The following is a 20,910-nucleotide window of genomic DNA, read 5'->3' on the forward strand; positions in this document are numbered from 1 at the left end:
ATGTTGGCCAGAAGCAAAAAGCTTCCTCGAACAGGCCTGATACATAGATGCAACCGGGTTCCTATGTTCAAAAAAGCAGCTAGACAGTGTGGGCGAGTCCATACATAGGAGCGGGTTTACCCGCGAAGGGACCATCAACATCACATCAGGAACCCAGCCCACCTCAGGAGGTCTGTGTTTGCATGTATTACGGTGAACGCTTCAACGCCTGGACCCACTTGGTCGGTGCCGTCCTCGCTGCTATTGGTGCCATCTGGCTGATCGTGGTCGCGGGCCTGCAAGGCGACCCGTGGAAGATTGTCAGCTTCTCCATCTACGGCGGCACGCTGCTGTTGCTGTACAGCATCTCCACTCTGTACCACAGCACCCGTGGGCGGGCGAAAGTGATCATGCGCAAGCTCGACCATCTGTCGATCTATCTGCTGATTGCCGGCAGCTACACGCCGTTTTGCCTGGTCAGCCTGCGTGGCCCTTGGGGATGGAGCCTGTTCGGCGTGGTCTGGGGGCTGGCGATCATCGGCATGTTGCAAGAGATCAAGCCGCGCTCCGAGGCGCGGATCCTGTCGATCATCATCTATGCGGTAATGGGCTGGATCGTGCTGGTGGCCGTCAAACCACTGCTGAATTCGCTGGGCACTGCCGGCTTCGCCTGGCTGGCTGCCGGCGGCGTGTTCTACACCGTCGGCATCATCTTCTTCGCCTTCGACAGCCGCTTCCGCCACTGGCATGGCATCTGGCACCTGTTCGTGATCGCTGGCAGCCTGATGCACTTCGTGGCGGTGTCGCTCTACGTACGCTAATTAAAAATCGCCCCACAACTGCTGTGCCACCGACAGCGCCACCACTGGCGCGGTCTCGGTGCGCAGCACGCGTGGGCCAAGGCGGGCTGCGTGGAAGCCGGCGGCTTTGGCCTGCTCCACTTCGGCCTCGCTCAGGCCGCCTTCGGGGCCGATCACGAAGGCCAGGGTTGCGGGCTTTTCATGGCTGGTGAGCGGCTCGGCCACCGGGTGCAGGACCAGCTTCAGGTCAGCCTTGGTGCTGCTCAACCATTCGGCCAGGGGCACGGGTGGGTGGATGACGGGCAAGGTAGAACGCCCGCATTGTTCACAGGCGCTGATCGCCACTTGGCGCCAGTGGGCCAGGCGCTTGTCGGCGCGTTCGTCTTTCAGGCGCACTTCGCAGCGTTCGCTGACGATCGGGGTGATTTCATTGGCGCCAAGCTCGGTGGCCTTCTGGATCGCCCAGTCCATGCGCTCGCCACGGGAAAGGCCCTGGCCCAGGTGCACATGCAGCGGTGAATCGGCCTGGCCGGCAAAGGCCTGGTCAAGGCTGACGCGGACAGTTTTCTTGCCCACCTCAAGCAACTGACCACGGAATTCCTGGCCGCTGCCATCGAACAGCTGCACGGCGTCGCCGGGGGCCATGCGCAGCACGCGGCCAATGTAGTGGGCCTGAGCCTCGGGCAGGTCGTGCTCGCCAAGGCTCAGGGGGGCGTCGGTGAAGAAGCGGGACAGTCTCATGGTTCAGCTCGGACGTAAAAGGATCATGTGACCCTTGTAGGAGCGGTTTTACCCGCGAATGCGATGGTAGGGTCACCGACGCATTCGCGGGTAAACCCGCTCCTACGGGGGCTCGGTGGCGGGCCTTCGGGCCTAGCCCGGGTCGCGGAAGTCGGGGTGGAAGTTGGCCGGCACAGCGACACTGATGCTATCGCGGGTGGCGATGTCGATGCCTTCGCTGGCCACCTCGGCAAGGAAGTCGATTTGCTCGGGGGTGATCACATACGGCGGCAGGAAGTACACCACGCTGCCCAGCGGTCGCAGCAGGGCGCCGCGGGTCAGGGCGTGCTCGAACACCTTCAGGCCACGCCGCTGCTGCCAGGGATAGGCAACCTTGCCTGCCTTGTCCTGAACCATTTCGATGGCCAGGGCCATGCCGGTCTGGCGAATTTCGGCAACGTGAGCATGATCGGCCAGGTGTGCGGTGGCTGTGGCCATGCGCGTGGCCAGGGCCTTGTTGGCCTCGATCACATTGTCCTGCTCGAAGATATCCAAGGTCGCCAGCGCCGCAGCGCAAGCCAGCGGGTTGCCGGTGTAGCTGTGCGAGTGCAGGAATGCGCGCAGTGTCGGGTAATCGTCGTAGAACGCCTGGTACACCTTGTCGGTGGTCAGGCAGGCGGCCAGCGGCAGGTAGCCGCCGGTCAGGGCCTTGGACAGGCACAGGAAATCCGGGCGGATGCCGGCTTGCTCGCAGGCGAACATCGTGCCGGTGCGGCCGAAGCCCACGGCGATCTCGTCGTGGATCAGGTGCACGTCGTAGCGGTCGCAGGCCTCGCGCAACAGCTTGAGGTACACCGGGTGGTACATGCGCATGCCACCGGCACCCTGTATCAGTGGCTCGACGATCACGGCACTGATCGAGGCGTGGTGTTCGGCCAGGGTCTGCTCCATGGCCTGGAACATGTTGCGCGAGTGCTCCTCCCAGCTCATGCCCTCGGGGCGCAGGTAGCAGTCAGGGCTGGGCACCTTGAGAGTGTCTAGCAGCAGCGCCTTGTAGGTTTCGGTGAACAGCGGCACATCACCCACCGACATGGCGGCAATGGTTTCGCCGTGGTAGCTGTTGGTCAGGGTGACGAAGCGCTTCTTGTCCGGTTTGCCGATGTTCTGCCAGTAGTGGAAGCTCATCTTCAGCGCCACTTCGATGCACGACGAGCCATTGTCGGCATAGAACACCCGGTCGAGGCCGGCCGGGGTCATGGCGACCAGGCGCTCGGACAGCTCGATCACGGGCTGATGACTGAAGCCGGCCAGGATCACGTGTTCGAGCTGGTCGACCTGGTCCTTGATGCGTTGGTTGATGCGCGGGTTCGCGTGGCCGAACACGTTAACCCACCAGCTGCTCACCGCATCCAGGTAGCGTTTGCCCTCGAAGTCTTCCAGCCACACGCCTTCGCCGCGCTTGATCGGGATCAGCGGCAGCTGCTCGTGGTCTTTCATCTGGGTACAGGGGTGCCACAGGACCTTGAGGTCGCGTTGCATCCACTGATCATTGAGGCCCATGGGCACTTCTCCTGGCTTTGCGGCGTGGTTCGACCGCGTAAGCCTAAGCAATGCCGCAGGGCAGGACAACCGCTGCCGTTCAATGGTGGTGGGTGCCGGCCCATTCGAGCTTGCTGCCATGCACGGTGCAAAGCCCTGCAGGATGTGTTGCCGGAGTTGAAGCTCAGGCCTGAGGCTGTGCGAAGTAACCAAGATCATGCACAGGTCCCCTGCCACTGTGTGGCATAGCTACTGACAAAAATGTGAGCTGCCAAAAGGACTTGATGTCACTGCGCTGGCAGGGTGGTCGGACCTGACGTATTCTTAACGCATCTACCCGGGGCATTCCTGCCTCTCCCCGTTTCTGTAACCCCTGACTCGGAGTTCGCCGACATGGCTGCTGCTTGGGTGCGCCTGTGCGCGTTGGTATTGATTGGTGTGTCCAGCGGCGCTGCGCTGGCGAAAGACAAGACGCCCACGGCGATTGTCGTGGGGGGAGGCCTGGCAGGCCTGACGGCAGCCTACGAGCTGCAGAACAAAGGCTGGCAGGTGACCCTGCTGGAGGCCAAGGCGGGCATGGGCGGGCGTTCGGGCCTGGCCACCAGCGAGTGGATCGGCAACGCCAAGGCACAGCCGGTGCTTAACCAGTACCTCAACCGTTTCAAGCTTGAAACACTGCCGGCGCCGGAGTTTGTGCGTACCCCCGGTTACCTGATCGACGGCGAGTACTTCAGCGCCAGCGACCTGGCCACCAAGCAACCGGCCACTGCCGAGGCGCTCAAGCGTTACGAAAAAACCCTCGATGACCTGGCCCGCTCGATCGATGACCCGCTGAACCCGCAGGCAACCAGCACGCTGTTCGCCCTGGACCAGATCAACGTCTCCACCTGGCTGAACAAGCTGCAACTGCCTGCCACCGCCCGTCAGTTGATCAATCAGCAGATCCGCACCCGCTACGATGAACCGTCGCGCCTGTCGCTGCTGTACTTCGCCCAGCAGAACCGCGTGTACCGCGGCGTTAGCGACCGCGACCTGCGCGCCGCGCGGCTGCCCGGTGGCAGCCCGGTGCTGGCTCAGGCTTTCGTCAAGCAGCTGAAAACCATCAAGACCAGATCGCCGGTTACCGCGATTGTCCAGGACAAGGATGGTGTCACGGTAAAAGTCGGCAGCGTCGGTTACAAGGCAGATTATCTGGTCATGGCCGTGCCTTTGCGCGCGCTGGCCAGGATCCAGATGACCCCTGGCCTGGACAGCCAACATCTGGCGGCGCTCAAGGGCACCAACTATGGTTGGCGCGACCAGATCATGCTCAAGTTCAAGAAACCCGTATGGGAAAGCCGTGCACGCATGTCGGGCGAAATCTTCAGTAACGCCGGCCTCGGCATGCTGTGGGTCGAGCCGGCGCTCAAGGGGGGTGCCAACGTGGTGATCAACCTGTCCGGCGACAACGCTCGCCTGCTGCAGGCCTTTGGTGACAAGCAGATGGTCGACCAGGTGCTGATCCGTCTGCATGCGTTCTACCCCCAGGCCCGTGGTGCTTTCACCGGTTACGAGGTCAAACGATACAGTGCTGACGTGGGCACTGGTGGTGCCTACCTGGCCTACGGCCCGGGGCAGATCAGCAAATACTGGCGCCTTTGGGAGCGCCCGGTGCAGCGCATTACCTTTGCCGGTGAGCACACTGATGCCCTGCACCCCGGCACGTTGGAAGGCGCCTTGCGCAGTGGCCAGCGTGCGGCCAGCCAGGTTCAGGACCTGTTGGCCGGCAAGTCGTTCGACCCGGCCAAGGTGGCGCCGGTTGCTGCGACGGCAGGTGCGGCGGCCGCCAAGGAGAGCAAAGGAGGGTTCTTCTCCAATATGTTCGGCGGTTCGTCCGACAAGGGCGACAAGGCTGACAAGGCGCCGGTCAAAGCTGAGCCGAAGCCGTCCGAGGAGGCGAAGCAGGACAAGCCAGGCTTCTTCAAGCGCTTGTTTGGTGGGGCGGACACGCCCGAGGTGAAAGCTGCAGCCAATACCCAGGCCAAGGCTGGCTGATTGACCGACAGTGTCGGCCTGTTTGCAGCCTGAAGGCCGGCACTGCAACCCCAACGCTCCGACTATCGTTAATGTTTTCTTAATGGTGACCCAACAGAATAAATATCGGATTCCTCGATAATCCGAAGCAATTTTTTCCGCTTTTATTCGATAAGTTTCGCGTTAGTCTGTGCACAGCTTTCACGGGGAAACACGCAACATGCAACTGCGCAATTCACCTTCTCGCTACGGCGTGGTCAGCATCATCCTGCACTGGGGCGTGGCACTGGCAGTCTTCGGCCTTTTCGGCCTGGGCCTGTGGATGGTCGGCCTCGATTACTACAGCCCTTGGCGCAAAGCCGGCCCGGACCTGCACAAGAGCATCGGCCTGGTGCTACTGGCGGTGATGCTGCTGCGGATGCTATGGCGTTTCATCAGTCCGCCACCACCGGCTCCGGTCAATCATGGTGCGCTCACGCGCCTGGCGGCCAAGATGGGCCATCTGGTCCTGTACTTTGGGCTGTTTGCAGTGATGGTTGCCGGTTACCTGATTTCCACTGCCGACGGCGTCGGCATTCCGGTGTTTGGCCTGTTCGAAGTGCCGGCATTGATCAGCGACCTGCCAGACCAGGCAGATGTGGCGGGTGTGGTTCATTTGTGGCTGGCCTGGGGGCTGGTGATTTTTGCCGTGCTGCATGCCCTGGCCGCGCTCAAGCACCATTTCATCGACCGTGACGCGACCCTGACTCGCATGCTGGGCCGCAAAGCTTGACTCTCAACCTCAATTACACAGGAAGGAACAGGATGTTGAAAAAGACTTTTGCCGCTCTGGCGCTCGGTACCGCTCTGCTCTCTGCTGGCCAGGCCATGGCTGCCGAGTACAAGATCGACAAGGAAGGCCAGCACGCGTTCGTTGACTGGAAAATCAGCCACCTGGGCTACAGCTTCATCCACGGTACCTTCAAGGATTTCGACGGCAACTTCAGCTGGGACAGCGCCAAGCCTGAAGCCAGCAAGATTAGCGTCGACTTGAAAACCGCCAGCCTGTGGTCGAACCACGCCGAGCGTGACAAGCACATCGCCAGCGCCGACTTCCTCGACGTGAAGAAGTACCCGGACGCCAAGTTCGTCTCCACCAGCGTCAAGTCGACTGGCGACAAGACGGCTGACGTGACTGGCGACCTGACCATGCACGGTGTCACCAAACCGGTGACGTTCAAGGCTACCTTCAACGGTGAAGGCAAGGACCCATGGGGTGGTGAACGCGCTGGCTTCAACGCCACCACCACGCTGAACCTGAACGATTTTGGCATCAAAGGCCCGGGCGCTACTTCGCAGACCCTGGACCTGGATATCAGTGTTGAAGGTGTGAAGCAGAAGTAATTTCTGCCAGCTGAAGACCGAGGGGGCCGCTTTGCGGCCCTATCACGACATAAGGCCGCTCCTGCAGAGATCAAGAAATTCTCTACAGGAGCGGCCTTATGTCGTGATAGGGCTGCGAAGCAGCCCCCTCGGTATTTCTATCAGCCCTTGCGGGTCAGCAGCGCCGGGCGCTCACCGCGTGGGCGGCTTGGCAGGTCATCCAGTTGCTCAGGCGTCGGGAAGCGGTCCAGCTTGGACTCCTTGCGAATGATCACTGGCTGTTTTTCCGGCTGACGCGGGTTGCGCACGGCCGGCTCTTGCCGGGCAGCATCGTCACGCGCAGGGCGACCACGGCCACCGCCGCCATCACGACGGCTACCGCCACCGTTGTTGGCGCGGGGCGGGCGTTTTTCTCCGCCGGCACTGCCACCACTGCGTGGCTGGCCGCCATTGCGGGCTTGGCCCTGGCCGCCAGCGTTGCTGCGTTGGCCATTGCCTTGCCCCTGACCTTGGCCAGCACCACCTGGGCGGCGGTTGCGGCCCTGGTTCTTGCCCTGGTACGGGCTGACATAGTCGGCGCGGTTACCGAAGTTATCGAGCTCGTCGTCCAGGAATTCTTCCGGGTCGCGGTCTGCTGGCGGCTTCGGCACGCTGCTATTGCTGGCCTGCTGCTGGCGTGGCTTCTTGTCACGCGGCTTGCGCGGTTGCTGCTGCTTGTCACCGCTCCTTTCCTTGTCCTCCGGCTTGGCCGCAGCTTGCTGCCTGGCTTTGCCTTTGTCCTTGCCTTTGTCCTTGCGGCCGCCGTTGGTGTCTTTACCACCTTCGCCACGGGCTTGCTGGTTGCGGCCACCGCGGCCGTTGTTCTGCGGGCGCTCGCGTGCTTCGGGCTTCTCGGCTTCTACCTGGCTGGCGTCGAACCCCATCAGGTCGCCGTCTGCGATGCGCTGCTTGGTCACCCGCTCGATGCTCTTGAGCAGCTTCTCTTCATCTGGCGCGACCAGGGAAATTGCTTCGCCCGAACGACCGGCACGGCCGGTACGGCCAATGCGGTGGACGTAGTCTTCCTCGACATTTGGCAGCTCGAAGTTGACAACGTGGGGCAACTGGTCGATATCCAGGCCGCGGGCAGCGATGTCGGTGGCGACCAGTACGCGCACGCTGTTGGCCTTGAAGTCGGCCAAAGCCTTGGTGCGGGCGTTCTGGCTCTTGTTGCCGTGAATCGCGGCGGCGGTCAGGCCTTGCTTTTCCAGGTACTCGGCCAGGCGGTTGGCGCCGTGCTTGGTTCGGGTGAACACCAACACCTGTTCCCAGGCGCCCAGGGTGATCAAGTGCGCCAGCAGGGCACGCTTGTGGCTGGCAGGCAGGCGATACACCCGCTGCTCGATACGCTCGACGGTGGTGTTCGGCGGGGTGACCTCGATACGCTCCGGGTTGTGCAGGAGCTTGTCGGCGAGGTCGGTGATGTCCTTGGAGAAGGTGGCCGAGAAGAGCAGGTTCTGACGCTTGGCCGGCAGGCGGGCGAGGACCTTCTTGACGTCGTGGATGAAGCCCATGTCGAGCATGCGATCGGCTTCATCCAGTACCAGGATTTCCACGTGGGCCAGGTCGACCTTGCCTTGGCCGGCGAGGTCGAGCAGGCGGCCTGGGCAGGCGACCAGCACATCAACGCCTTTGGCAATGGCCTGGATCTGCGGGTTCATGCCAACGCCGCCGAAGATGCAGGCGCTGACCAGTGGCAGGTCACGGGCATAGACCTTGAAACTGTCATGCACCTGGGCTGCCAGTTCGCGGGTCGGTGTCAGGACCAGTACGCGAGGCTGGCGCGGGCCGTGGCGCTGCGATTTGTCGGGATGGCCGGCCGGGAACAGGCGTTCGAGAATCGGCAGGGCGAAGCCGCCGGTTTTACCCGTCCCTGTCTGTGCGGCAACCATCAGGTCGCGGCCTTGCAACACGGCGGGAATTGCCCGCTGTTGCACGGGGGTCGGCTGGGTGTAGCCCGCAGCCTCGATAGCGCGGACAAGAGCCTCGGAGAGACCGAGGGAAGCAAAGGACATGGGCGATCCTGTTCTCGTGTGGGCTGGGCCCGTTGGGATGTTCTGCCTGGCGCGACGGGCATCGGTGGAATGCGATCGCGTCCGGTCCAGCTGGGCTTTCACTGCACATCCGGGAAACGGAGGCTGGACGCGAAGGGGCGTCGGTGCCGATCGGGATGCCTTTTGCGAGGCCGAGCGTCCGGGCGTGAGCCGGGCGGGAAGGCCCGAGTATAACAGAGCTATCGCGCTGTGCTGCTTTCCTGCTGCTCAACGGCGTTGAGAATGTTTCCGGTGTCGCTTGTGTAGCGGTTGCTGATCGCTGCATAGGCCGGTTCCTGCTTGAATCGCTGCAGCTCTTCGGCAAAGGCCAGTGCCAGTGCCTCCCGGCCAGGTTTGCGCACTAACCCCAGGTACTGTGTTTGATGGCTTATGACCAGCGGCAACTCCTCGACGTGCCGCTGCAAGCCAAGTTGGTGAAGCAGGTGGTGCCCAACCCTGCGGTCGGTGATCGCCAGGTCGATACGGCCCAGCATCAGCTTGCCAAAGTTGGCTTCGAGGGTGGGTGCGGCTTCGCGCTTGAAGTAAGAGGCCTCGCTGAACGCGGCACCATAGGTATAGCCAGGCGATGTGCCGACGGTAAGGCCGGAAAGGTCTTTCAGCTGGGTGACGGCATGGCGGCGTGCTTGAGCCTGGAACAGGACGAATTCGACCTCCGACAAGGGCTCGGGCGCATAGACCAGGTAGGGCTGGCGCGATTCGATCTGGAAGGTGTCGAGGATGCCGTCGGCCAAGCCTTGCTTGATCATTGCCAGACAGCGTTTCCACGGCAGGAACTGCAACTCGACCTCGACCCCCAGGCGCTTGAAGATCTGAGTGGTGACCTCGTAGTCGATACCGCGTGGCTGGCCTTCATGCTGATACACGTAGGGCGCCCAGTCATCAGTCACCAGACGCAGTCGCTCGCCCAGAGCCAACGGGCTCAGGCTGGCGAGCAGCAGGATCCAGAACAGACGGGCGATATGTGACATGGCCGGAGATTACGCGCTCGGCCGGTGTACGGTAAAGGCATGCACGATCGATGTGGGAGCGGGCGTGCCCGCGAACACCGGCGAAGCCGGTGCCAACTATCGGGTTGCTCCCTTCGCGGGCACGCCCGCTCCCACAAACCGCCAAGACAATGAATTTTGCGGGGACATCAGGCTTGAGTGGTTCGCAGCAGATGCGCCTCGATATCCTTGCGCCGCTCGCCCAGCGATAGCCGCAACCCCGGATGGCGCAGGCACTGACGCAGCCGCTCGGGCTCCATGTAGCCATGGCGGTCATTGAGGTTTTCCAGGGCCTTGTCCCACCAGGCAGACGCGCAGGCGCGGTCGAACTCATTGGGGTAGGGGTAGCAGCCATACAACAACTCGCGGGCGAACTGGCGCTCGTGGCTGGGCAGGGTCAGGCTCAGCGCCTTGTAACCCAAGCGGTGCAGGGTTGGTGGCCGGGGCAGTTGGTCGTTGACCTGCGCAACATCGGCCAAGGCTGAGGGGCTGAGTGGGTCATGGTCGTGCTTGCGCAGCCAGGCCTGGATCTTGGCGCGGAACTGCGCCTTGCGGCTCCAGTAGTGATGGATGACATCGGTACACTCGGCCAGCTCCAGGTTGCGGTAGGCCGCGATGGCCAGGCAGAACTCCTCAAGGGTATAGGCCTCGCGAGCCAAGGGGTAGAATTCATCCATCATGGCGATGGAGCGGTCGAGGGTACCGCAGTCCTCGGCAGTGAGGCCGATAACGCCGGAATTGACGAGCGGCATCTGACAGTCTGCGAGCCCTCTGGACTCGAGAATGGCCAGCAGGTTCTTGTACAAGAGGCACTTCTGGTCAGCGCCGTAGCGCGCGCCGATGGCGTTGCACAGCAGGCGGTTGGGCGCCACACGGGCGAACAGATGCAGCGGCGAAGTGCGGAAAAAGGTGTCTGTGTCGATCAGCACTGCCAGTGGGTGTTCCTGCAGTACCCGGCGCAACAGCACATGCTTGCTGCGAAAGTGATAACCGTGCGGGGCGTTCCATGCCTGGCGCGTGGCCTCGTCCAGCAGATGGACGGTGACGGGCAGCTTGGCGTAGGGCTGCGCAGTGTCGGTGTAAACCTGGATGTCCATGGCCTCGCCGGCTGCGCTGCCCAACTGGGCGAGGGCGCTGACGATGCTGAAGCAGGCTTCCTGATGGTAGGTTGCCGGGCCGAAAGCCAGGTATACAAGCTGTGGGCGCGAAGGTTGGGGGTGCTGCATGGCAGGCGAGACCTGTTTAACCCGAAATTGAATAAGGCTTTAGTCTATGACCAAAGCCTTAATCATTTCTTAAACAGACTTTGCCAAAAGATTTCAGCGCGGCAGCTTAAGGTTGTTCCAGATCGCCAGGCTCGGTTCAGCCTGGTTCAAGGTATAGAAGTGCAGGCCCGGCGCGCCGCCTTGCAACAGCTGTTCGCACATGCGGGTAATCACTTCTTCGCCGAAGGCCTGGATGCTGGCGGTGTCGTCGGCATAGGCTTCCAGCTGCTTGCGGATCCAGCGCGGGATCTCGGCGCCACAGGCATCGGAGAAGCGGGCCAGCTTGCTGTAGTTGGTGATCGGCATGATGCCCGGCACCACCGGAATGTCCACGCCCTGCTTCTGTGCGCGCTCGACGAAGTAGAAGTAGCTGTCGGCGTTGAAGAAGTACTGGGTGATGGCGCTGTCGGCACCGGCCTTGACCTTGTGCACAAAGTTGGCCAGATCGGCCTCGAAGTTGCGCGCCTGCGGGTGCATTTCCGGGTAGGCAGCCACTTCCAGGTAGAAGTGATCAGCGGTTTCCTGGCGGATGAACTCGACCAGGTCACTGGCATAGCGCAGTTCACCACTGGCCATGCCCATGCCCGACGGCAGGTCGCCACGCAGAGCGACGATGCGTTTGATGCCGGCGGCCTTGTACTCGGCCAGCAGGGCGCGCAATTCGGCCTTGGTGTCGCCCACGCACGACAGGTGCGGCGCGGCAGGGATCTTCACTTCGTTTTCCAGCTGCAGCACGGTATTGAGCGTGCGGTCGCGGGTCGAGCCACCGGCACCGTAGGTGCAGGAGAAGAAGTCCGGATTATAGGTGGCCAGCTGGCGGGCAACACCCATCAGCTTTTCGTGACCGGCGTCGGTCTTGGTCGGGAAGAACTCGAAACTGTAACGGCGTTCTTGTGACATCAGGCGTTCCTCAAGCAGCAAGCTTCAAGCGGCAAACTGCAAGTAAAAGCCAGATCGGTGATGGCCGACCTGGCTTGGCATCGTTCAATATCGTTGGTGCTTGAGCTGCAAGCGGCAATGGCACTGTCTGCCTTGTCTTGCAGCGTGCAGCTCAAGGCTTGCCGCTTAGTAGCGGTAGGCGTGCGGCTTGAACGGGCCTTCGACGGTCACGCCGATGTAGTCGGCTTGCTGCTTGGTCAGCTGGGTGACCACGCCGCCGAAGCCGCGGACCATTTCCAGGGCCACTTCTTCGTCGAGTTTCTTCGGCAGCACTTCAACAGTCAGGCGCTCGGCTTTCTTTTCGGCCGGCAGGTCAGCGAACTTCTGCTCGAACAGGAAGATCTGTGCCAGAACCTGGTTGGCGAACGAACCGTCCATGATGCGGCTTGGGTGGCCAGTGGCGTTGCCCAGGTTGACCAGGCGGCCTTCGGCCAGCAGGATCAGGTAGTCGTCGTTCTGCGGGTCGAAGCTGCCAGCGCCGGTACGGTGGATCTTGTGAACCTGCGGCTTGACCTCTTCCCAGGCCCAGTTCTTGCGCATGAAGGCGGTGTCGATCTCGTTGTCGAAGTGGCCGATGTTGCAGACCACGGCACGCTTTTTCAGGGCCTTGAGCATGTTGGCGTCGCAGACGTTGACGTTACCGGTAGTGGTCACGATCAGGTCGATCTTGCCCAGCAGAGCCTTGTCGATGCTGGCTTCGGTGCCGTCGTTGATACCGTCGATGAACGGCGAGACCAGCTCGAAACCGTCCATGCAGGCCTGCATGGCGCAGATCGGGTCAACTTCGGAGACCTTGACGATCATGCCTTCCTGACGCAGGGACTGGGCCGAGCCCTTGCCCACATCACCGTAGCCGATCACCAGGGCCTGTTTGCCCGACAGCAGGTGGTCGGTACCACGCTTGATGGCGTCGTTCAGGCTGTGACGGCAGCCGTACTTGTTGTCGTTCTTGCTCTTGGTGACCGAGTCGTTGACGTTGATCGCCGGGACTTTCAGCTCGCCCTTGGCCAGCATGTCCAGCAGGCGGTGTACGCCGGTAGTGGTCTCTTCGGTTACGCCGTGCACACGGTCCAGTACCTGCGGGTACTTCTTGTGCAGCAGTTCGGTCAGGTCACCACCGTCGTCGAGGATCATGTTGGCGTCCCATGGCTGGCCATCTTTCAGGATGGTCTGCTCCAGGCACCACTCGTACTCTTCTTCGGTTTCGCCTTTCCAGGCGAACACCGGGATACCGGCGGCGGCGATCGAGGCAGCGGCCTGGTCTTGAGTCGAGAAGATGTTGCAGGACGACCAGCGCACTTCGGCACCCAGGGCAACCAGGGTTTCGATCAGCACGGCGGTCTGGATGGTCATGTGGATGCAGCCCAGGATCTTCGCACCTTTGAGCGGTTGCTCGGCCAGGTACTTGCGACGCAGGCCCATCAGCGCAGGCATTTCCGATTCGGCAATGATGGTTTCGCGACGGCCCCAGGCGGCCAGGGAGATGTCGGCGACTTTGTAATCGGTAAAACCAGCAGGCATGTTTGCAGCGCTCATGAGAGCCTCCATTCGTAATGTGCGAATGGGCGCCGTTGTGCGTTAAGCGCTCGCGGGAGCGAGCAACGCCCCATCCGAGCCTGACAGGCCTAGCCTGCTGCAGCGCCCCTCGGACAGGTGGCGGGCATGGCACCGCTGTGGGCAACCATGTAAAACGGCGCAGATTATAGCTGCCCCCGCCGGCTTGCCCAAGGTTTTCCGTCGATTAATCGCGACGATAGTCGATGTTCAATGGAGCGAAGGCAGCCGCTCTGCCATCATTGCTACACGTTAGCCAAGCAGGTCAGGAGTACAGATGAACTTTCACACCCGCAAGTGGGTTAAACCCGAAGACCTCAACCCCAATGGCACCCTGTTCGGTGGCAGCCTGTTGCGCTGGATCGATGAAGAGGCGGCGATCTACGCCATCGTCCAGCTGGGCAACCAGCGTGTGGTGACCAAGTACATGTCGGAAATCAACTTCGTCAGTGCTTCGCGTCAGGGTGACATCATCGAGCTGGGCATCACCGCTACCGCGTTCGGCCGCACCTCGATCACCCTCAAGTGCGAAGTGCGTAACAAGATCACCCGCAAGAGCATTCTGACTGTCGACAAGATGGTGTTCGTCAACTTGGGTGAAGACGGCCAGCCGGCGGCCCATGGGCGCACCGAGATCAAGTATGTGCAGGACCAGTTCCCGGATTCGGCAGTCGAATAGTTCCTGGTTGTCTGTGCTGGCCTCTTCGCGGGTGAACCCGCTCCTACAGGGGTACGCGATCCCGTAGGAGCGGGTCTACCCGCGAATGGGCCGCAAAGCGGCCCCGGCATTCTCAAGGCTGGGCGCTGACCTTGCGCACCACCCGCCCAATACTCAACCCCTGCACCAGAATCGACGACAGCACCACGATGTAGGTGATCGACAGCAGCAGGTCCCGTTCCTCGCCCAGCGGTAGCGACAGCGCAAGTGCCACCGACACGCCACCGCGCAGGCCACCCCAGGTGAGCACCCGCACCGTGCCTTTGGGCACCGGGCGCCAGCGCCGCAGCAGTACGATCGCCGGGGCCACCGTCAGCAGGCGCGACAGCAGCACTGCCAGCGCCAGCACGCCGCCGGCCGCCAGGTGCATCCAGTTGAACGGCAGCAGCAACAGCTCCAGGCCGATCAATGCGAACAGCAGGGCATTGAGCATGTCATCGATCAGCTCCCAGAAACCGTCCATGTAACGGCGGGTCATGTCATTCATCGCCAGGTTGCGCCCCAGGTTGCCGATGATCAGGCCGGCCACCACCATGGCGATCGGCGCCGACACATGCAGCTCGTAGCACATCGCCGAACCACCGATTACCAGCGCCAGGGTCAGCATGACTTCCACCTGGTACTGCTCGACGCTCTTGATCATGCGGTAGGTGGCGTAGCCGATCAGGCCACCGAACACCACACCGCCAATGGCCTCGTGGGCGAACAGGATTGCCGTGTCGGTCATGCTCGGTGTTTCACCCAGCCGGATGATGCCCAGCAACACGGTGAATACCACGACTGCCGTACCGTCGTTGAACAGTGACTCGCCAACGATGGTGGTTTTAAGCGGTTTGGGCGCATTGGCAGTACGCAGCGCACCAAGTACGGCAATCGGGTCGGTCGGTGAGATCAATGCACCGAACAGCAGGCAGTAGATCAGTGGCACCTGCCAGCCGAACAGGGCAAACACCCAATGCGACAGGTAGCCGATGACCACGGTGGCGATCAGCACGCCCAAGGTGGCCAGCAGGCCAATGGGCCAGCGGTAGCTGCGCAGGTCGCTGAGGTTGACGTGCAGGGCGCCGGCAAACAGCAGGAACGCCAGCATCCAGTGCATGAGCAGGTCGTTGAAATCGATCTGGTTCATCAGCCCTTCGACGCGTTCTTCCAGGCCAGGGAAGCCGATAAGGCTCAGGCCTTGCAACAACAAGGAAAACAGCAGCGCCGTGACCATCACGCCGATAGCGGGGGGCAAGCCGATGAAACGGTAATTGACATAGGTAAGAAGGGTGGTGAGGCAAATAAACGCGGCAACGAGTTCAAGCATCCTGAATCCTGTAACAGTGGCTTCCAAGTCTTATCCCGAATGGCTCGGGCAGTTCTTTGATGACCTGGCTCGGGGTTCGGGGCACAGGGTTTGACCAAATTCCTTTGAGACGTTCCCGAACAAGAGGCGCGCAGCGGCGCCTGGGAACGCTATATATTCAACCTCCAAAAAACCTCACAAGGATTACAAGGCGTGTTGGCAACATCTCTGGTGCTGGTTGCCGCCCTGCTGCATGCAACCTGGAATACCTTGATCAAATTCAGCGGCGAGCGCTTGCTGGTAATTGCCAGCATGGACACGGTAGCGCTGGCCTTCGCGGTGCTGGCGGTGCCCTTTGTCGATGTTCCGCCTGCTGAAATCTGGCCTTGGCTGGTAGCCTCGGCACTGGCTGAGCAGTTGTACCGCTATCTGCTGATCCAGGCCTACCGCGTGGGCGACCTGGGGCTGGTCTATCCTCTGATGCGCGGGCTGTCACCGCTGGTGGTGCTGGGGCTGACCCTGGCCTTTGCCGGGGAATCGCTGAGCCAGCAGCAGATCATCGGTATTCTGTTGATCCCCTGTGGCATGGCCTGCCTGTTGTGGCAGGGCGGCGGCGGTGACCGGCTGCCTTGGTCGATGTTGCCGGTAGTTGCCTTGATTGGCCTGTGCATTGGTTGCTACACCTGGTTCGACGGCCAGGCCGTGCGCCTGTGGGGCAAGCCGTGGGATTACCTGGTGTGGCTGACCCTGCTCAGCGCCTGGCAATTTCCGTTGTTGGCGGGCGTAGCGCGGCGGGCGCCATTCGTTCTGTTCTGGCGAACCCAGTGGCGCCTTGGGTTGGCGGTAGGGTTCTGCGTATTGTTCAGCTATGCCCTGGTGCTGTGGGCCATGCACCTGGGGTCAGTGGCCGAGGCGGCGGCACTGCGGGAGTTGAGCGTGATCCTGGTGGTGCTGCTGGGTATGCGCTACCTCAAAGAACCTTTTGGCGGGCCGAGACTCCTAGCTTGCGGGCTGGTGTTGGCCGGCATGCTGGTAATGAAGCTTTGACCTGAAGACTGAACAAGGAGTCCTGTCCATGACTGTTGCCCTGTGGTGCATCCTGATTGCGCTGCTGTTGAACCCGCTTTGTGCCTTGATCGCCAAGGCGAGCAGTGGCCGCTTCGGCCTCAAGGACAATCACGATCCGCGAGCCTTCCTCGATACCTTGTCGGGCCTGCCACGGCGTGCCCATGCTGCGCAGCAGAATGGCTACGAAGCGTTTCCGGCATTTGCTGCGGCGGTGCTGGTGGCGGATATCGTCGGCAATGCCGAGCAGGTGACCCAGGATGTACTGGGAGTGATGTATATCACCAGCCGCTTGCTTTACATCATCTGCTACCTGGCCGACTGGGCTGCCCTGCGATCGCTGATGTGGTTTGCCGGCTTGGCGTTGATCGTGTCGTTCTTCGTGGTTTCCATCTGAAACCGAGTGGCCTTCTTCGCGGGCTTGCCCGCTCCCACAGGTACACCACAGTATTCAAGGGCTGTGGTGTACCTGTGGGAGCGGGCAAGCCCGCGAAGAATCCACCGCCGATCAAGGTACCTTAGGTACCTCAGGTAGCGGCTGGCCTTTAGGCCAGAGCATCCAGATCTGCCCCTGCTGCTTCATGTTCCCCGCCAGCTCGCCGGCTTCCGGCCCGGTGCCCCAGAACAGGTCGGCACGCACTTCACCCGCAATCGCCCCACCAGTGTCCTGCGCACCCACCGGGCGCACCACTGGCGAGCCGTCCGGGCGCGTAGTGGAAAGCCACAACAGGCTGCCCAGCGGAATTACCTTGCGGTCGATGGCCACGCTGTAGCCGGCGGTAAGCGGCACGTTCAGCGAGCCGCGCGGGCCTTCGTTGCTGTCCGGGCGGGTGCTGAAGAATACGTAGCTGGGGTTGCTGGCCAGCAGCTCTGGTACGCGCTGCGGGTTGGCCTGGGCCCAGGCATGAATGGCGCCCATGCTCACGTCTTCTTTTTTCAGCTGGCCCTGTTCCACCAGCCAGCGGCCGATCGGCCGGTAAGGGTGGCCGTTCTGGTCGGCATAGCCCAGGCGCAGTTGACGGCCATCTTCCAGTTGCACCCGGCCAGAACCCTGGATCTGCAGGAATTGCAGGTCCATCGGGTCGGTCAGCCAGGCCAGCACCGGTGCCTTGACGCCGTTACGGTTGATGACTTCGGCCGTGTCGTATGGCTTGAGCACCCGACCCTCCAGACGGCCGCGCAGGCGTTTGCCCTTGAGTTCGGGGTACACGCTGGCCAGGTCGACCACGATCATGTCATCAGGGATGCCGTAAACCGCCACATGGTTGGTTGCCGAGGGGCTCAGGCTGCCCGGGTAGACCGGCTCGTAGTAGCCGGTAATCAGGCCGTTGGCATTGTTCTCTGCAGAGCGCAGGCCGTACACCTGCAGGTTCTGCTCAAGGAAGGTACGCACTTGGGCGGCGCTGGCTGTGGCGCTGCCGGCCGCTTCGCAGGTGGCGGCCCACACCGGGTCGCGCTTGAGCTTTTCGCAGCCGTTGCGCCAGGCATAAAAGCCGGCCAGCAGGTCCTCATCGCTGACGGCCGGCAAGTCTTTCCAAGTGGCCGGGGCATAGGTGGCGACAGCGTGGGGCTCGGGCTTGGCGCTCTCGCCGCCGTTGCAGCCGGCCAGCAAGGCTAGTACCGGCAGTGTCCAGGCCAGGTGGCGCAGGGCAGATTTCATGTGTGCATTCCTGTCATGAGCGAACATGAAGGTTCGCCCCTGTCTTTTATGTGGCTATTGGTGTTTGGCCCAGGGGCAGCGATACTGGCCGCCCATTTGCGTAGGCCGAAGTGAGCGTGATGTTGAAGCGATTGACCGTTGTTCTGCTGGCAGCACTTGCCCTGGGAGGGGCTTTGACTGGTTGTGACCGGGTTGACCCGAACTCGCCGCTGGGCAAGCGCAAGGTGATCTTCAAGGACATGCTCAAGACCAGCGAAGACCTGGGCGGCATGCTGCGTGGTCGGTTGCCGTTTGACGGAGTGAAGTTTGCCGACGGTGCGCTGAAGCTGGACAGCCTGTCGCATCAGCCGTGGCAGCACTTTCCACAGGTGCGCGATGGTGGTGACAGTGCCGCCCGCGCCGACGTGTGGGAGCGCCAGGCGCGGTTTCATGACCTGGCCCGGCAGCTTGAAGGTGTCACCGGCGAACTGGTTGATGTTACCCGCAACCAACCACTGGATGCTGCGCAACTGAAAGCACCGATGGGCAAGGTCGAGGCTGCGTGCAAGGCCTGTCATAGCGAATTTCGTAATCATTGAAGGCTGTGCAGGCCACATTGGCCCTTGTAGGAGCGGGCTTGCACGCGAACACTGGCGAAGCCGGTGCCATGCACCGCGTCGCACTCTTCGCGGGCAAGCCTGCACTACAATGACCGCGCCTGTTTAACGGTCGAGATCGTCGACTGCTTCCTGCAGCTCTTTACGCGACTCAGCCAGCTTGTCCTTGCGCTTGTTGATCTTCTCGGCGTCGCCTTTCTTCTCGGCCTTCTTCAAGTCCTTTTCCCGCTGCGCCACTTCGTGACGCGCATCGAGCACCTTCTGCTCACGCTCTTTGCGCAGGCTGGCGTCGGTGCAGTTGTCCACACCGCGCAGGGCTTCTTCCAGCCCTGCAACCTGATCGCTGTTGCCGTGGTCACGGGCAATTTTCAGCTGGTTTTCGATGGCGCTACGCTTGGCGGCGCAACCGGTCAGGCCCGGGTCCGGCTGGGCAGCTTGCACGCTGCCCGCAGCCAGACCCAGTGTTGCGAGCAGGAAAAGAGTCGAAATACGTTTCATGAAAAGCCTCTTGAACGGGGCGGGGCAGCAAAAGTTGGTGGAAATCCTGCCTTGGTTTTACCCATTTAGAAACCCTTGGTGGGGTTTTCTGCCTGAGTCTCGGGTTTTTCCTACGCATTATTTGGTAAAAAATCATTGCTCAATGTGCTGGGGTGGGGTCGGGAACCCTTCTATGCCGGTTTCTGCCAGCTGTGCGGCAATGGCTTGCACCTCAGCGGCCGCGAAGAAATCCACAAGTTGGCGCGAGCGTTTTGCGCCGATGCCGGGCACAGTTTGCCATTGCCCGGCACTGCGTGAAGCCAGCTCTTGCCAGCCGCCAGTCAGTGGCAAATGCTTGCCAATGGGCATGCCAAGGGCGCGCAGCCACTGATCGAACGGGCGTGAGCGGGCTTCGTCGAAACTGCCCAGCAGCTGTGTTGCAGTGAGCCTGCTGATTCCGGGTGCCTGCTGCAGGCGTTCGGCATCGAGATGCAGCCAGTCGGTCATGGACGTTACCAAGCCAGCTTCGACCAGCCGACGCCATGTGCCGGGCCCGGTGCGCGGCAAGGCCAGGCCCTGTTTACCGCCAAGCCAGGTGAGTCGGGCAATGAACTGCTCATCACAGCCCTCGCTGGCCTGCCAGCAGCTGTGGGCATGATGCTGGTCGGGTGCTGGCGCGGTTATTGGTTGGCGCTCTACAGCGCGGTGCACGACGTGATCGAGCCGCGGAATTGTCAGCCCGGCGAGGCTGATGGCCACCTGATCGCCGGGGCGAATATCCAGGCTTTGCCAGCGCGCCAGCGACCCAAGGCTGACTTGGGTAATGCGCCGGTCATCGAGGGTAACGGGTTGCACTTGCAGAACGGGCGTGACCCTGCCAGTGCGGCCGACCCGAAAGCGCACGTCGCGTACTTCAGCCAAGGCTTGTGCATAAGGGTACTTCCAGGCCGCGATCCAGTAAGGTGCCTTGGCCTGCCAGCGCTCGGCAGGCGGCCGGCTGCCCTGGCGCAGAATCACACCGTCGGTGGCGAAGGGCAGAGCAGAGCGATACCAGTGCTCGCGCCAGTGTGCCGCATCCTCCAGCGTATCGATGGCGATGCTGTAAAGCTGGCTGTCCGGAAACCCCAGCCGTGCCAGCTGGGCGAGGCGATCGGCCTGTTGCTCGGGGCCGTGCGGCCAGCCCCACACGAACAGGCCGATAGCGTTGCCTTGTGCGCCAGTCAGTTGCTTGCGTGCAAGCAGCCCTGCCACGGTACCCCGGGCGTTGGCGCTGCCTGCCTTGGCTTGCACATGGTCGCCCAGGCGCAGATACAGCTCACCTTGCAAGTGCAGGTCGACCGCCTCAGGCAACTGCCGAGTGACAGCGCCGAGTTGTGGGATGTGTCGGCTCCAGTCATGGCCGTGTACACCGTCCCCCCGGCTGGTCAGTTGTACCAATCGGCCCTGCTGGTAAGTGAGGGAAACTGCAACACCGTCGACCTTGGGCTGTACCCACACGCCGGTCTTGCCGGCCATCCATCGCGCCACGGCCTGGCGGTCTGCCAGCTTGTCGACGCCGGTATGCGGCACGGGGTGGGGAACCGGGCCGCGAGCACTGGCCAGGGGGGAGGGGCTGGTGCCAACCGCGAAGCACTGCTGCAGGTGGTTCAGGCGCTCGCGGCTCTGGTCGTACAGTTCGTCGGCCACCAGGGCTATGCCCTGGCGATGGTAGTGCTCGTCCCATCGGGCAAGCGTGGCGCGCAGTTGCGCAACTTCGGCCTTGGCCTGTTGCGAGTTCCAGTGTGGGCATGAGGCAGCCCTGGCCAATGGGGCGTTCAGCGCAAATAACAGGGCGAACAACAGCAGGTACGGCATGG

At 62.1% G+C, this 20,910-nt stretch carries 18 protein-coding genes, 1 pseudogene and 1 riboswitch; of the genes and pseudogenes, 8 read left to right on the forward strand and 11 right to left on the reverse strand.

What is annotated here, in order from left to right; translation table 11 throughout:
* Positions 1 to 182 precede the first annotated feature (182 nt).
* The gene (locus INQ47_RS21150) at positions 183 to 800 is read left to right on the forward strand and encodes a hemolysin III family protein (protein WP_019436736.1); all 618 of its coding nucleotides are present in this window, start codon (positions 183 to 185) and stop codon (positions 798 to 800) included.
* Here the strand turns inward: INQ47_RS21150 and INQ47_RS21155 are convergent, their stop codons facing one another.
* Together INQ47_RS21155 and INQ47_RS21160 are read right to left on the reverse strand one after the other, a co-directional pair.
* Positions 801 to 1,520, reverse strand: coding sequence for a 16S rRNA (uracil(1498)-N(3))-methyltransferase (locus INQ47_RS21155; protein ID WP_404702514.1), 720 nt, complete (start codon positions 1,518 to 1,520; stop codon positions 801 to 803).
* 132 nt (positions 1,521 to 1,652) lie between these two features.
* Complete coding sequence (locus INQ47_RS21160) at positions 1,653 to 3,059, reverse strand: adenosylmethionine--8-amino-7-oxononanoate transaminase (protein WP_252461005.1); 1,407 nt, start codon at positions 3,057 to 3,059, stop codon at positions 1,653 to 1,655.
* A 372-nt stretch (positions 3,060 to 3,431) separates the two neighbouring features.
* On the opposite strand from INQ47_RS21160, the pseudogene INQ47_RS21165 reads away from it, so the two are divergent.
* The 3 genes and pseudogenes from INQ47_RS21165 to INQ47_RS21175 form a co-directional block, all read left to right on the forward strand.
* Positions 3,432 to 5,063 (forward strand): annotated as a pseudogene (locus INQ47_RS21165) (flavin monoamine oxidase family protein); the annotation flags it as partial.
* A gap of 208 nt (positions 5,064 to 5,271) precedes the next feature.
* Positions 5,272 to 5,823 (forward strand): cytochrome b, encoded by a 552-nt coding sequence (locus tag INQ47_RS21170; protein WP_021783763.1) that lies wholly within the window; start codon positions 5,272 to 5,274, stop codon positions 5,821 to 5,823.
* A gap of 32 nt (positions 5,824 to 5,855) precedes the next feature.
* Positions 5,856 to 6,434, forward strand: coding sequence for a YceI family protein (locus INQ47_RS21175; protein WP_003249350.1), 579 nt, complete (start codon positions 5,856 to 5,858; stop codon positions 6,432 to 6,434).
* A 140-nt stretch (positions 6,435 to 6,574) separates the two neighbouring features.
* Here the strand turns inward: INQ47_RS21175 and INQ47_RS21180 are convergent, their stop codons facing one another.
* The 5 genes from INQ47_RS21180 to ahcY all read right to left on the reverse strand — a co-directional run bounded on the left by INQ47_RS21180 (position 6,575) and on the right by ahcY (position 13,232).
* Complete coding sequence (locus INQ47_RS21180) at positions 6,575 to 8,467, reverse strand: DEAD/DEAH box helicase (protein WP_252461001.1); 1,893 nt, start codon at positions 8,465 to 8,467, stop codon at positions 6,575 to 6,577.
* A 218-nt stretch (positions 8,468 to 8,685) separates the two neighbouring features.
* On the reverse strand, positions 8,686 to 9,474 hold the full coding sequence (locus INQ47_RS21185; protein ID WP_404702515.1) for a substrate-binding periplasmic protein: 789 nt from the start codon (positions 9,472 to 9,474) through the stop codon (positions 8,686 to 8,688).
* 167 nt (positions 9,475 to 9,641) lie between these two features.
* Positions 9,642 to 10,718, reverse strand: a complete 1,077-nt coding sequence (locus INQ47_RS21190; protein WP_252460999.1) for a hypothetical protein — start codon at positions 10,716 to 10,718, stop codon at positions 9,642 to 9,644.
* A gap of 93 nt (positions 10,719 to 10,811) precedes the next feature.
* Positions 10,812 to 11,657, reverse strand: a complete 846-nt coding sequence (gene metF / locus INQ47_RS21195; protein WP_252460998.1) for a methylenetetrahydrofolate reductase [NAD(P)H] — start codon at positions 11,655 to 11,657, stop codon at positions 10,812 to 10,814.
* 165 nt (positions 11,658 to 11,822) lie between these two features.
* Positions 11,823 to 13,232 carry an adenosylhomocysteinase gene (ahcY, locus tag INQ47_RS21200; protein WP_014592646.1) on the reverse strand — a complete coding sequence of 470 codons (1,410 nt, stop codon included), beginning with the start codon at positions 13,230 to 13,232 and terminating at the stop codon, positions 11,823 to 11,825.
* Between the two features lie 20 nt (positions 13,233 to 13,252).
* A riboswitch (S-adenosyl-L-homocysteine riboswitch) is annotated at positions 13,253 to 13,349 on the reverse strand.
* A gap of 178 nt (positions 13,350 to 13,527) precedes the next feature.
* Between ahcY and INQ47_RS21205 the strand changes: the two genes are divergently transcribed.
* The gene (locus INQ47_RS21205; protein WP_021783769.1) at positions 13,528 to 13,929 is read left to right on the forward strand and encodes an acyl-CoA thioesterase; all 402 of its coding nucleotides are present in this window, start codon (positions 13,528 to 13,530) and stop codon (positions 13,927 to 13,929) included.
* A 112-nt stretch (positions 13,930 to 14,041) separates the two neighbouring features.
* On the opposite strand, the gene INQ47_RS21210 is transcribed toward INQ47_RS21205, so the two are convergent.
* The gene (locus INQ47_RS21210) at positions 14,042 to 15,277 is read right to left on the reverse strand and encodes a cation:proton antiporter (protein WP_404702516.1); all 1,236 of its coding nucleotides are present in this window, start codon (positions 15,275 to 15,277) and stop codon (positions 14,042 to 14,044) included.
* A gap of 192 nt (positions 15,278 to 15,469) precedes the next feature.
* On the opposite strand from INQ47_RS21210, the gene INQ47_RS21215 reads away from it, so the two are divergent.
* Positions 15,470 to 16,303, forward strand: coding sequence for an EamA family transporter (locus INQ47_RS21215; RefSeq protein WP_266032388.1), 834 nt, complete (start codon positions 15,470 to 15,472; stop codon positions 16,301 to 16,303).
* Positions 16,304 to 16,331: 28 nt separating this feature from the next.
* Positions 16,332 to 16,718, forward strand: coding sequence for an MAPEG family protein (locus INQ47_RS21220; protein ID WP_176683081.1), 387 nt, complete (start codon positions 16,332 to 16,334; stop codon positions 16,716 to 16,718).
* Between the two features lie 111 nt (positions 16,719 to 16,829).
* On the opposite strand, the gene INQ47_RS21225 is transcribed toward INQ47_RS21220, so the two are convergent.
* Positions 16,830 to 17,981, reverse strand: a complete 1,152-nt coding sequence (locus INQ47_RS21225) for a murein transglycosylase A (RefSeq protein WP_404702517.1) — start codon at positions 17,979 to 17,981, stop codon at positions 16,830 to 16,832.
* Positions 17,982 to 18,100: 119 nt separating this feature from the next.
* On the opposite strand from INQ47_RS21225, the gene INQ47_RS21230 reads away from it, so the two are divergent.
* Positions 18,101 to 18,559 (forward strand): c-type cytochrome, encoded by a 459-nt coding sequence (locus INQ47_RS21230; RefSeq protein ID WP_404702518.1) that lies wholly within the window; start codon positions 18,101 to 18,103, stop codon positions 18,557 to 18,559.
* Positions 18,560 to 18,682: 123 nt separating this feature from the next.
* Here the strand turns inward: INQ47_RS21230 and INQ47_RS21235 are convergent, their stop codons facing one another.
* The gene (locus tag INQ47_RS21235; protein WP_084850245.1) at positions 18,683 to 19,075 is read right to left on the reverse strand and encodes a DUF1090 domain-containing protein; all 393 of its coding nucleotides are present in this window, start codon (positions 19,073 to 19,075) and stop codon (positions 18,683 to 18,685) included.
* Between the two features lie 132 nt (positions 19,076 to 19,207).
* Positions 19,208 to 20,908, reverse strand: a complete 1,701-nt coding sequence (ligB, locus tag INQ47_RS21240; protein ID WP_404702519.1) for an NAD-dependent DNA ligase LigB — start codon at positions 20,906 to 20,908, stop codon at positions 19,208 to 19,210.
* Positions 20,909 to 20,910 lie beyond the last annotated feature (2 nt).

Source organism: Pseudomonas sp. 3HC3, assembly GCF_044904505.1.
GTDB lineage: Bacteria > Pseudomonadota > Gammaproteobacteria > Pseudomonadales > Pseudomonadaceae > Aquipseudomonas > Aquipseudomonas putida_Y.